The sequence below is a fragment of the Photorhabdus sp. RW14-46 genome (assembly GCF_963887965.1).
Lineage (GTDB): Bacteria > Pseudomonadota > Gammaproteobacteria > Enterobacterales > Enterobacteriaceae > Photorhabdus > Photorhabdus laumondii.
This window is the reverse complement of record NZ_CAWPHH010000003.1, coordinates 13,667-26,030: the sequence shown is the minus strand read 5'-3', so window position 1 is coordinate 26,030 and position 12,364 is coordinate 13,667. Positions and strand designations below refer to the sequence as shown.

Annotated in this window: 10 protein-coding genes; 7 read left to right on the top strand and 3 right to left on the bottom strand. The window is 38.7% G+C overall.

The genetic code is table 11. The features are described from left to right. Nucleotides 1-465: 465 nt before the first annotated feature. The 7 genes from AACQ38_RS03470 to ychH all read left to right on the top strand — a co-directional run bounded on the left by AACQ38_RS03470 (nt 466) and on the right by ychH (nt 9,721). Nucleotides 466-1,968 carry a hypothetical protein gene (locus AACQ38_RS03470; RefSeq protein WP_011146314.1) on the top strand — a complete coding sequence of 501 codons (1,503 nt, stop codon included), beginning with the start codon at nt 466-468 and terminating at the stop codon, nt 1,966-1,968. Between the two features lie 382 nt (nt 1,969-2,350). Beyond that, nucleotides 2,351-3,853 (top strand): hypothetical protein, encoded by a 1,503-nt coding sequence (locus tag AACQ38_RS03465; protein WP_242685511.1) that lies wholly within the window; start codon nt 2,351-2,353, stop codon nt 3,851-3,853. A 417-nt stretch (nt 3,854-4,270) separates the two neighbouring features. Further along, nucleotides 4,271-5,791 (top strand): hypothetical protein, encoded by a 1,521-nt coding sequence (locus AACQ38_RS03460; protein ID WP_242685510.1) that lies wholly within the window; start codon nt 4,271-4,273, stop codon nt 5,789-5,791. 83 nt (nt 5,792-5,874) lie between these two features. Further along, complete coding sequence (locus AACQ38_RS03455; protein ID WP_165577424.1) at nt 5,875-6,561, top strand: hypothetical protein; 687 nt, start codon at nt 5,875-5,877, stop codon at nt 6,559-6,561. After that, nucleotides 6,558-7,883: a hypothetical protein gene (locus AACQ38_RS03450; RefSeq protein ID WP_165577423.1), complete on the top strand. Its 1,326-nt coding sequence runs from the start codon at nt 6,558-6,560 to the stop codon at nt 7,881-7,883. Before AACQ38_RS03455 ends, AACQ38_RS03450 begins: the two co-directional genes overlap by 4 nt. Nucleotides 7,884-7,997: 114 nt before the next feature. Further along, nucleotides 7,998-8,966 carry an Ig-like domain-containing protein gene (locus tag AACQ38_RS03445; protein WP_165577422.1) on the top strand — a complete coding sequence of 323 codons (969 nt, stop codon included), beginning with the start codon at nt 7,998-8,000 and terminating at the stop codon, nt 8,964-8,966. A gap of 479 nt (nt 8,967-9,445) precedes the next feature. Beyond that, the gene (gene ychH / locus AACQ38_RS03440) at nt 9,446-9,721 is read left to right on the top strand and encodes a stress-induced protein YchH (protein ID WP_011146320.1); all 276 of its coding nucleotides are present in this window, start codon (nt 9,446-9,448) and stop codon (nt 9,719-9,721) included. Between the two features lie 95 nt (nt 9,722-9,816). On the opposite strand, the gene prs is transcribed toward ychH, so the two are convergent. The 3 genes from prs to lolB form a co-directional block, all read right to left on the bottom strand. After that, nucleotides 9,817-10,764 carry a ribose-phosphate diphosphokinase gene (gene prs / locus AACQ38_RS03435; protein ID WP_011146321.1) on the bottom strand — a complete coding sequence of 316 codons (948 nt, stop codon included), beginning with the start codon at nt 10,762-10,764 and terminating at the stop codon, nt 9,817-9,819. Between the two features lie 63 nt (nt 10,765-10,827). After that, on the bottom strand, nt 10,828-11,703 hold the full coding sequence (gene ispE, locus AACQ38_RS03430; RefSeq protein ID WP_165577421.1) for a 4-(cytidine 5'-diphospho)-2-C-methyl-D-erythritol kinase: 876 nt from the start codon (nt 11,701-11,703) through the stop codon (nt 10,828-10,830). Beyond that, nucleotides 11,703-12,329 (bottom strand): lipoprotein insertase outer membrane protein LolB, encoded by a 627-nt coding sequence (lolB, locus tag AACQ38_RS03425; RefSeq protein WP_165577420.1) that lies wholly within the window; start codon nt 12,327-12,329, stop codon nt 11,703-11,705. The genes ispE and lolB overlap by 1 nt, the downstream gene beginning before the upstream one ends. Nucleotides 12,330-12,364: the final 35 nt, after the last annotated feature.

Here is a 12,364-nt window from a genome sequence, read left to right as displayed (position 1 = left end):
TATTAAGCGTTGTCATTTTACTTTCAACCAATGAATCACGGAGTTAATGGTGGCAGTATGAATAATGGTCAATATGGCGAAAAGTGATTTAACAATTATCGTAGTTTTAGCCCCAGATATATTGTGACTATATAGTATATACTTGGATATAAAGCTTATGTTATGAGTAGTGGGTTTATTGCTATTACATTAATAGCTAAAATGAATACTTATTTGTGTAACAAACAGGAAGGAGGTAATAGGATAATAAATAGTAAGTATCGTTGTATAAACGCATTATTTTGACAGAAAATTAAGTGTTTGTTACTTATATACCCTATGGATTTCAGGATGCATCGTGGCGGCAAGGGAGTGAATCCCCGGGAGCATAGCAAACTATGTGACCGGGGTGAGCGAGAGCAGCCAACAAAGAAGCAACTTGAAAGATAACGGGTATAGGCGTTTAACTTTAATATGAGGTTTAATATGTCAATACTTACAACAGATATCGTTTCAGGAATAACGGTTTTAGAAGCGTGCCCGGTTGTCATTACTGTGACTTATTCAGGTGATGATACACATAAAGTAACGGAAACGACTGACATAATGTACAGTCACCCAAAAAATACCCGTTTTGATAAGACCCCTCGTATTTTAAGAGATGTCGAGAATAATACCTGTACTGCAAAATTTGTTGTTACTGCTGGTTCTGACGCTGGTGATTTCATCATAACATTTTCAATGGATAAGGCTACGGACCCCGATGCTGAATTGGGGATTGCATTTCATTCTATTGATAAAAATGATTTTTCACATGCAGCGTTTGAACCTATCATTATTGGCGATTCGTTGATAAAAGACTTATCTCCGGTAGCTGATGATGAACGACCTTCTGAATTTAATGGCAGCTTGCTTATTAATATCTATGCGTTGAGTAAAACAAATGAGCCGTTACCCTATTTTCAAATCCCTCTGGTAATTGATAATTTAGTACGTATTTTTGGGTATGATGGAGAAAACATTACGGAAGAAATATTGCCTTTTATTAAAGAAATCAATAATAATAAATACTATATTAATACGGATGATAAAGGTTTTGTTGCTTTAAGGGTTTTCCCTCGTAAGGAGAAGATTGGTAATTATACCGTTGATATGTTCATAGAATTGCCGGGTTTTTTAAAGAACGCTTCATCAAATATTCTTTTCATTATAGAAGACACTGCTCCAGCGCTTCCTGCGCCAGACATTGAAGAGCTGGATGGAAATAGATTAACGCCATCAGTAGGAAATAGTAGCACGGGGTTTCATGTGAGTATCCCATTTTATAAAGGTGCTAAACCGAGAGATAGGATTTTTTTAGTAATTAGAGAAGATAATGACGAAACGCTAGGTGCGTCTACTGTCATTACTGATCTGTATCAGTTGAATAATCCATTTATTTTAGTTCCATATGCCAGCGTTCCAAATATTGGCGACAATGAATTATGTTATTATGTGGCTGATGTAGTGGGAAATGTAGCTATGTCTTCTGCTCTCTATTTTAATTTAACAGGGTCAGTACCGAATGAACCACCAGAAGTTAAGCGGACATTAGCAGTACCCAGAATCTTTGCTCATAAACAGCAGTTAGAATTTGAACAGTCAGGTAGGATCAATCTTGAAAATATTTTAGGAGGAGGGTTGAATGCCCATATTGCTGTGGGTCAAAACAATGGAATAGATGTGGATAGTGTTATTAATGTACGTATTTACGTTAATGGTATTGTAAATGATAACCCATCCTCACGACTTTATTCTCTTGATCCTCATACGGTAACTGCCGATGAAGTGGCTGCTGGAGAAACTATTATTCAGCTTGGCCAGGCTCCTTTTACTAAGGTAGGTTCGTATTGTGATGGTACACCAGGCTCAGTTTATATCACTTATAGTGTAGACACGAAGGAGTCTGAGATTTGGAGTGGGCACATTAATACTGCTCCAGTAGGATAATAAATTTAACTGATTGAGCTTTTACCTGTTTATGGAAAATGCATAAGCATTTTCCATTTTCCCGGACATGTTGCTTATTTTGTGAATTGGCGATTTTTTCATTACCGAGATACAATATTTAATTGAGTGTTGTCCTTTTATTTTAAACCAAGGAATCATGGCACTAATGATGATAGTATGAATAATGGCAAACAGGGTGAGAAGTAATTTTACAGTTATCCTAATCTTGACCAAAAAATAACGGATGAAGTAAATAATTTATTTTTGTAACAAACAGGAAGGAGGTAATAGACAGTAAGCATCGTGGTGTAAACGCATTATTTTGGTAAGAAGATTAGACGTTTGTTACTTATTGATGTTTAACTTTAATATGAGGTTTAATATGTCGATACTTACAGCAGATATCGTTTCAGGAATAACGGTTTTAGAAGAGTGCCCGGTTGTCATTACTGTGACTTATTCAGGTGATGAGATTCATAAAGTAACGGAAACGACTGATATAGTGTACAGTGACCAGAAAGATGTCAGTTTTGATGAAACCCCTCGTATTTCAAGGGATGTCAAGAATAATATCTGCACTGCAAAATTTGTTGTTACTGCTCATTCTGTCGCCAATGATTTCACCATAATATTTTCAATGGATAAGACTACGGACCCCGATGCTAAATTAGAGATAGCATTTCATCCTATTGATAAAAATGGTTTTTCACATGCAGCGTTTGAACCTATCATTATTGGCGATTCGTTGGTAAAAGACTTATCTCCGGTAGCGGATGATGAGCAACCTTCTGAGTTTAACGGCAGCCTCATTGTTAATATCTATGCGCTGAATAAAACAGATGATCCGTTGCCTTATTTTCAAATTCCCTTGGTAACTGATAGGATGGTACGTATTTTTGGTTATGAGGAAGGACAACTTACGGAAGAAATATTTCCTTTTATTCAAGAACTCAATAATAGTAAATACTATATTAATACGAATAGTGAAGGTTTTGCTGCCTTAAGAGCTTTCCCTAGCAAGGGAGAGGGGGGTAACTATACAGTCAATATGTTTACAGAGTTGCAGGGTTTTTCAAGGAAATCTTCGTCAAATATTCTGTTTATTACAGAAGATATTGCTCCAACCCTTGTGATGCCAGATATTAAAGAGTTAGATGGCGATAGATTAATACCATCAGTGGGAAATAGTAGCACAGGTTTTCATGTGAGTATCCCATTTTATGAAGGTGCTAAACCGAAAGATAGAATCTTCTTAATGATCAGGGAAGATAATGATGAAATACAAAGTACATCTACTGTCATTACTGATCTGAATCAGTTGGATAGTCCGTTTATTTCAGCTCCATATGCCAGTATTCCAAATATTGGCGATAATGAGTTATACTATTATGTGGCTGATACAATGGGAAACGTAGCTATATCATCTTCCCTCTATTTTTATTTAACGAAGTCAGTACCGAATCAACCGCCAGAGATTAGGCGTACATTAGCGGCAGCTAGAATTTTTACTCATAAAGATCAGAGCGAACTTAAACAGCGAGGTAAGATCAATCTTGTAAAAATTTTAGGGGGAGGGCTGGATGCGCGTATTGCTGTGGGTAAAAAAAATGGAATAGATGTGGATAGTATTATCAATGTACGTATTTACGTTAATGGTATTGTCAATCATAGCCCATCTTCAAAAATTTATTCTCTTGAACCTCATACGGTAACTGCCGAAGAAGTGGCGGCAGGAGAGGCTATTATTCTGCTTGGTCAGGCACCTTTTACCGGTGTGGACTCGTATGATGATGGACCAGGATTAGTTTATGTCACTTATAGTGTAAATATAAAGAACTCCAAGATTTGGTTTGGACGCATTGATACGGTTCCCCCCGGACAATAAATTTAACTGATTGAGATTTTACCTGTTTATGGAAAATGCGTAAGCGTTTTCCATTTCCCCGGACATGTTTCTTATTTGTAAACTAGCGATTTTTTATTGTGGGTTATTTTCAACCAATGAATCATGGAGTTAATGGTGACAGTATGAATAATAGCAAACATGGTGAAAAGTGATTTAACGATTACCATTGTCTTAATCATATAAAAATTATGGTTATGTTGTCTGCTTGGATATAAAGCTTATGCTCTGAGTGATGGATTTATTGTTATTACATGACCGGCTAAAGTAAATAATTTATTTGTTGAGAAGTAGAAAGGAGGTAATAGGTAGTCGGCATCATTGTGGAAGTGTATTAATTTTGATAGAAAATTAGATGTTTTTTACTTATTGATGTTTAACTTTAATATGAGATTGAATATGTCTACACTTACAGCAGATATCGTTTCAGGAATAACGATTTTAGAAGGGTGTCCAGTTGTTATCACTGTGACTTATTCAGGTGATGAGGTTCATAAAGTAACGGAAGCGACTGATATAGTGTACAGTGACCAGCAAGATGTCAGTTTTGATGAGATTCCGCGTATTTCAAGGGATGTCAAGAATAATATCTACACTGCAAAATTTGTTGTTTCTGCTTATTCTGATGCCAGTGATTTCACCATAATGTTTTCAATGGATAAAGCTACCGATCCTGATGCTAAATTAGAGATTGAGTTTCATTCTATTGGTAAAAATGATTTTTCATACGAAGGGTTTACCCCTATAATTATTGGCGATTCGTGGGTAAAAGATTTTTCTCCGGCAGAAGATAATTGGCGACCTTCACTATTTAATGACAGACTGCTTATTAATATTTATGCTTTGAATAAAAAAAATGATCCACTTCCTTATTTTCAAATTCCTCTGGTAACGGATAAGCCAGTGCGTATTTTTGGTTATAATAGAGGGCAAATTAGGGAAGAAATATTGCCGTTTATTAGTGAAAAAGATAATTGTCAATATTATATTAATACAGATAGTAAAGGATTTATTGCCTTAATAGTTTTCCCTAAGAAATCTGAGGGTAACTATTCAGTGAATATGTTGACAAAATTGCCATATCTTTTAAAAAGCGCTTCATCAAACATTTTGATGATTACCGAAGATATTGAGCCAACGCTTCCAGCGCCAGATATTGCAGAACTGAATGGTAATAAATTAATGCCATCAGTAGGAAATAGCAATACAGATTTTCATGTGATTATTCCATTTTATGAAGGTGTTAGGCCGAGGGATAGAGTTTTTTTAATAATTAGAGAAGATGATGACGAAACGCAAGGTGCGTCTGCTGTCATTACTGATCTGAATCAGTTGGATATGTCATTTATTTCAGTTCCATATGCCAATATTCCAAATACTGGCAATAATGAGTTGTATTATTATGTGGCTGATGCAACTGGAAACGTCGCTGTATCATCTGCCCGCTATTTTAATTTAACGAAGCCAGTACTAAATGTACCACCAGAGATTAGGCGTATATTAGCGGTACCCAGAATTTTCAGTCATAAAGATCAGGTAGAATTTAGACAGTCAAGCAAGATTAATCTTGCAAGTATTTTAGGAGGAGGGTTGGATGCTCATATTGCTGTGGGTGAAAAGAATGGGATAGAGATAAATAATGTCATTAATGTACGTATTTACGTTAATGGTATTATCAATGAGAATCCATTTTCAAAGATTTATTCTCTTGCACCTCATACGGTAACTGCCGACGTAATGGACGCTGGAGAAGCTATTATTCCACTTGGTCGGGCGATTTTTACTAATGTAAATTCATATCGTGATGGTACGCCAAGCTGGGTTTATATCACTTATAGTGTAGGCATGGAGTGTAGTGAAAGTACAAAGCACTCTAAGATTTGGTATGGACGCATTGATACGGTTCCCCCCGGACGATAAATTTAACTGATTGAGATTTAATATTTTATTAAGCGTTATTATTTTATTTTCGATTAATAAATCATGGAGTTAATGGTGACAATATGAATAACGGCATATCAAGTGTGATTATCACAGAAAACGCGGCGATGAGTGATTTAACCGATTACCCTAATCTTAACCCTCAAAATATTGTGACTCTATATGGTTTGCCTGGGCATAAATTCTATGCTACGACATCTATCGGTGCTTTCATTGTAGACGATAACATTAATCTAGATCAGATCATATTGACGTTAGATGAGACTGGAAAAGGACATTTTTATGTTCGTTCTCCGTTTGAACATAAAAATATTGAAAATAGCGAAGAATTTTCGGCTTTTGTGGTGATTGCCCCGCAAGAGGATATCAATAAAGTAATGTCTTTTCCGCTTACTTTTGGTAATTATCGTCAGTCTGATGAGGCTATAATATTTACCGCCTATAATTATACTACAGGCGCTCCGGCAGATGGCAAGACGCCTTGCTCGATATATCTTTTCATTGATCGTGAACATAATGATGATATTAATCAAATCCGGATAAGAGTGAATAATAATGCCCTCATTGATGGTTATAATAAAGATTGGGCAGATATTCCATTAAAGGAGGATGGTAGTGCGACAGTGAATGTGATTAGCAACACAGTAGGTAAAGTTAATGTTTGGCTAACAGCGCCTGATTCAGATTCAGGCGATAAAGTCAATTTTGTTTTATCGTTCAGACCGACTCCAATGGGAGGTGAAATATGATTACCAATAACGACAATACACCTATTTCTTTATCGTCGCCAGAATTGCCGCAAGCAGAACACGATGGCCTGATTGATGTTTCTGTTCAACAGAACCAAGATTTAATTATCAAAGTACCTTATCATGAGTGGCTAAGAATCGGGGATATGATCGTGGTAAATGTTGGGGGGATATTTTCTCGGCCCTATTATATTCAGAATATTAATCTTGATTTTTTTACTGTAACTATTCCGTTCTCTGAAATACCGGATGGTTGCTATAATGTGACTTATACATCAGCCGATGATTTCGAGAATGAAAATTTCTCTAAACCGGCTGTTATTAAAATTATTAATTCCCCATCGATAAAATTATTACCATCCATTTATCCAGATTCAACATCTGGCGTGATTCACTATTCATCTCTTGTACAACATAGTGGGTTAAATGTGCATATTAGTTATCAGCAGATGCAGAAAGGCGATAGCGTCATATTCCACTGGCAAGGGCATAATTTTGACTATGATCCGATTGCGAGGGCGGCCTGGGATGCACAACCAATAACAGTCAGTGATGAGGATGTTAAGCAGGGTTATGTTTCTTTAGTGGTGCCGGCGGAAAATGTGCTTTGTTTGGGGCAAGAGGGCGTGGGAACAGGGTATTATGAGGTTGGTAATAATAGTTCTGCTCCAGGTTCAGTGATATTGTCGCTAACGGATATGTCATCTGCCATGATATCAATTAGTGAAGGTGCGCCGATGGTATCTAATGAATATCCCAGAATAAACCCGAAAAATTTAGCTGTGGTTTATGGGCCGCCAGGAAAGAGATTATCGGCCAGTGTTGAATCAGGCAGTATTGTTGAAGGGGGTGGTGCAAAATATCAGTTTGCCCCTAATAGTTTCGGGCTGGCTTATTTCCATTTGCAATCTGAGGTAGCGGGTAGTTTTCGTTGTACTGTTTCGGCGGAGGATGGTTCTATAACACTGGCTGTAAGTCAGGCAGTATTTAGTGAGTGGAGAGATGGAGGAAATATTATCAGTGCTTATGCATTTACCTCTGAAGTACCTGCTGATGGCGTGAGTGTTTGTAGTGGTTATGTTATTGTGGACCGTACTGTCTATTCCGGTAAAAGATTACTTGTTCGTACTGATGGCTCCGCGATAATTTCAGGTTATGGTGATAATGAAAGAGAGTTGCAGGTTGCGATTAGTAAAGATGGTTGTACAACTTTCCATATAACTAATACCAAAGCAGAAAAAAATAATGTGATAATAAGTTTACCCGATACTGATAAGTCGATTCAATTTTCTATTAATTTTAAACACTTTCCTTTTGTTTAGCGTAAGGAATATTGTTAATTAGTATAATGTTATCAACTTGAAATTATTTTTTTAACTTTAAATCGATGATGACATATATAAATATACATGATAGTGATAAATTAGGAGAATGAAATGAATGACGAACAAGCACCAAAAGAGGCTAAAACATTAAATTGGCTATCAAATGAAAAAACGGAAACTGCGGATAAACCGATAGATATCGGTGTAAGCGCAATCCAGGATGGTTATTTATTGCATGGGGTAAATATAATTTTCACGTTAGATAATCAATCTATGGTATTTAAAGAGAATAATGATCGTAAAATTATAAAAGGTACAGGAGTACTGGGTAAGGTATCAGTTGAAATAATCTCTACTGATTCAACTCCGTGTCAAGGGAATGTGTATGCTTGCTTGGAAGATGATACTGAAATAGAAGCCCCTCCTCTCCAGGTCGAGTTTACTGTTGCTCCTCAATCGGTGGCAGTGCTTAATCTTGACTTAGAAAAAAATAATGCATGGACTAAGAGTGCCGATGAGAATAAGGTAGTTGCAACGGTGTATGATCGGTTGGGTAATGGAATTAAAAACCAAGAAATAACCTTCTATGCAGATAGTGGGGCAACAGTAGCTCCGTCGTCCGGGATGACAGATAAAGATGGTAAGATAACGGCGTCAATACAATCTAGTCGTGCTGGTGAAGTGATACTAATGGCACAAGCGGGAGCTATTGAAAAGGCTATAGCTATGTGTTTCACGTATAATCCATATCAGTTAAAGATTATAGAATTTCCGGCTGTGCTGTATTCATTTTCAAGCGGTATTATAGCTGGATATTTATATAAGAATGGCGTAGGTGAACCTAATGTCACTATAGGAGTATCTATGGGATCTTATCTGTCATTGAGTGATCAAGACAAACATATGACTACCGATAAAAATGGCTATTTTAGCTTTAGAGTTTCTTCTTCTTATTCTCGGGGGTATTCGCCTCATAATCATGTACCTCCCATGAGTGAATTTTCATCGGTGTATATAAGTTGTATTGATGGGAGGGTATATTCTCAAGCGTGGATAGAATTAACCCCAGGGCTATATTAGGTGTTGGATATTTGGGGATGCTGATTGATGGTTACTCATTAAAAAATTAGACAAATCCCCTGTTTTTAGCCGTTATCATGCAGTGTGAAAATAAGATGATTTTTATTATCCCGGTAGGAATCATTGATTAAGAATATATAACCTGGGTGGGATTTCACAACTATCATTGTTATATATCAATATTTAGTTAAAAACCTGAACTTCTCTTTAAGCAAAGTTCAGGTTACTAACTCATTATTTCTTCATGTTATTTCTCACAATGATGAGGGAATTGTTATTAAATCTCCTTTAGTTGTGATCGTGTCCGCAATGACCTTTTATGAAATAGGGCTATACTATAAATAGGCTATAAAGTTATATAGAGTCAATTAACGTTAGCTGTTGAATTTTCGGTTCTTAGTGTTCACGGAGAGTGTGTATTAACGGAAAGTGTGTATTAACGAAGAGTGTGTATTAATGAAGAGTGTTGGAGGTAACATATGAAACGTCAAAGTGCCTTCATAGTCGGTAATGTATTGATGGGTGTCGGTATGTTCACCATAGTGAGTAGCCTGGTTTATACATTACTGCCTCACATCTTCGGTTTTGGCTGGCCTGAGTTTTTATCTGAAGCAGCGCTATTGGGCGTTTTTATTGGTGCGCTTGTTTGGTTGGCTGGTGCCGGTGTGGGAGGCCGGGAAGGTGTGGCAGATCGTTATTGGTGGCTAAGAAACTATGATGAGCGTTATCGTCGTGGTAGTCATCGGTATCCATAACAAAAATGGAGAAGTATTATTCTTCCAGAGTAAACAGAAAACCCGTTGAAGCTCTTGTACAACGGGTTTTTTCATATATGAGTATAACTTATTTATTAGTGCTCAAACATCGCAGAAATTGACTCTTCATTACTGATACGCCGGATCGCTTCAGCTAACATACCGGACAAAGTGAGAGTACGAACTTTATTGAGCGCTTTGATCTCAGCAGACAATGGGATGGTGTCACAAACAACCACTTCATCAATCACCGAGTTTTTAATGTTATCCACCGCATTGCCGGAGAAAATTGGGTGAGTAGCATAGGCAAATACACGTTTTGCTCCGCGTTCTTTCAATGCTTCAGCCGCTTTGCATAAGGTGCCTCCGGTATCGATCATGTCATCGACCAGCACGCAGTCGCGGCCAGCAACATCACCGATAATATGCATCACTTGAGAAACGTTAGCGCGTGGGCGGCGTTTATCGATAATGGCCATATCGGTATCATTCAGCAGCTTAGCAATAGCACGTGCGCGGACAACCCCGCCAATATCCGGGGAAACAACGATAGGGTTTTCTAACTCTTTCTGTAGCATATCTTCCAGCAGAATTGGACTGCCAAATACGTTATCAACCGGAACATCAAAGAAACCTTGGATCTGTTCAGCATGCAGATCAACAGTCAGTACGCGGTCTACACCGACACTGGACAGGAAGTCTGCAACAACTTTGGCGGTAATTGGCACACGGGCGGAACGGACTCGACGGTCCTGACGGGCATAACCGAAATAAGGGATTACTGCGGTAATACGTCCTGCGGAAGCACGACGCAGTGCATCCACCATAACGACTAATTCCATCAGGTTGTCGTTAGTCGGTGCACAAGTGGACTGGATGATGAAAATATCACCACCACGCACATTTTCGTTAACTTGCACGCTGACTTCACCGTCGCTGAAACGGCCGACAGCAGCATCTCCAAGATTAGTGTACAGGCGGTTGGCAACACGTTGTGCTAGTTCCGGGATAGCGTTACCAGCAAAAAGCTTCATATCGGGCACGAGAAAGACCTCAGGCTTGCGTCCAGAGAGATATTGTTGACCAATGTTAAATAACATATTTATTCATTGGTTCAATAACACGGGTATCCCAGAGCGGAAATTGTGCAAAGGTGAATTGTTAACGCCACGCGCAACAAAACCCTGCAACCACTCAGGGGCTTGATTTAACACCTTACGGGCCGATGCTTCTGATTCAAATTCACCGAATACACATGCACCGGTTCCGGTCAGGCGTGACGGCGCGTATTCTAGCAGCCATGAAAGAAGCTGTTCAACCTTACGGAAACGTTTTCTTACAAGAGATTCACAATCATTTAGGTACGGAGCCTTTAATAATGCGGCCAGAGGGCGAATTGGTGTATCACGTTTTAATTCTGGATCTGTGAAGACACGCAGAGTTGAGATTTCAATACCAGGATGCGCAACCAGATACCATTTTTCTTCCGGCTCGGCTATGTGCAGGATTTCACCAATACCTTCTGCGAATGCGGCATGCCCTTTGACAAAGATGGGCACATCAGCACCAAGACTTACGCCGAGGGCGGCCAGTGTTTCGTCTGTGAAACCGGTTTGCCAGTGATAATTCAGGGCTATGAGTACGGTAGCGGCATTGGATGAACCTCCGCCTAACCCACCGCCCATTGGCAGACGTTTGTTGATATGAATATCAGCACCTTTATGAGCAATACCCGCATGGTGTTTGTCGCTATAGGATTGCAAGAGACGTGCTGCGCGAACAATCAGGTTGTTATCGTGTTCCACTCCCTCCACGGGTGTCAGTAAACGAATTTCATTATCCTGACGAGGGGTAATCGTAATTTCATCACCATAATTAAGAAATTGAAATAGCGTTTGTAACTGGTGGTAACCGTCAGCGCGACGACCGGTGATATAGAGAAATAGGTTCAGTTTTGCCGGTGAGGGCCAAGTGAATGTCATTATTTTGTGGTCCAGTTATCCATTTTCAGTTTAATGCGGCGATCACCCTGAATCAGTTCCAGACGGTTGGGAAGGGCGGGGGTGGTTGAGGTATCGTAGGATTGATAGTTAACCTGCCATGTTGCGCCATTTTGCTGGTAATTGACGGTTTTCAATAGATAGCTAGCATCCAGTTTAAAGTTTTTGGCATCACCGGGGAGACCCGTTATCCAATGCCGCAGATTATCTAATGGAATATCCATATTGGTGAACTGATAAATTATCTCTTCGGGGTTATCACTAAAATATTTTTTACCTTGACTATCGGTTAATTGCGTCATGTTTGGCTGAACGATCAGTTCTAATTCCGTGCTGCCCAGTGGGTTAGTCAGTAATAAACGGTAGTGTTCAGGATGATATTGTTGCCAGAAAAAGCGGGCATAAACTTTTTTCTCATTAGACAGATAGGCAAAAGATCCACGTGTTTGATATTGATTTAATTGCTGTAGCTGTTGGGTATGTGCTCGCCATTGAGGAGAATCCGCCGAACCTGTTCCGCCAGGTTGTGTTAATGTACAGGCGGTCAACAGTAGTACACAAGAGAGTGGCAATAGGCGGAATAGTGATAATTTTTGTATTGGCTTCATCGGTAATCTCTGTTTAATAACGTGAAAACTTTTAC

What these genes read in the sequence shown, in the direction of transcription:
- ychH (WP_011146320.1), top strand. Translation starts at nt 9,446, where the DNA reads ATGAAACGTCAAAGTGCCTTCATAGTCGGTAATGTATTGATGGGTGTC.
- AACQ38_RS03470 (WP_011146314.1), top strand. Translation starts at nt 466, where the DNA reads ATGTCAATACTTACAACAGATATCGTTTCAGGAATAACGGTTTTAGAA.
- lolB (WP_165577420.1), bottom strand. Translation starts at nt 12,329, where the DNA reads ATGAAGCCAATACAAAAATTATCACTATTCCGCCTATTGCCACTCTCT.
- AACQ38_RS03450 (WP_165577423.1), top strand. Translation starts at nt 6,558, where the DNA reads ATGATTACCAATAACGACAATACACCTATTTCTTTATCGTCGCCAGAA.
- ispE (WP_165577421.1), bottom strand. Translation starts at nt 11,703, where the DNA reads ATGACATTCACTTGGCCCTCACCGGCAAAACTGAACCTATTTCTCTAT.
- AACQ38_RS03465 (WP_242685511.1), top strand. Translation starts at nt 2,351, where the DNA reads ATGTCGATACTTACAGCAGATATCGTTTCAGGAATAACGGTTTTAGAA.
- AACQ38_RS03460 (WP_242685510.1), top strand. Translation starts at nt 4,271, where the DNA reads ATGTCTACACTTACAGCAGATATCGTTTCAGGAATAACGATTTTAGAA.
- AACQ38_RS03455 (WP_165577424.1), top strand. Translation starts at nt 5,875, where the DNA reads ATGAATAACGGCATATCAAGTGTGATTATCACAGAAAACGCGGCGATG.
- AACQ38_RS03445 (WP_165577422.1), top strand. Translation starts at nt 7,998, where the DNA reads ATGAATGACGAACAAGCACCAAAAGAGGCTAAAACATTAAATTGGCTA.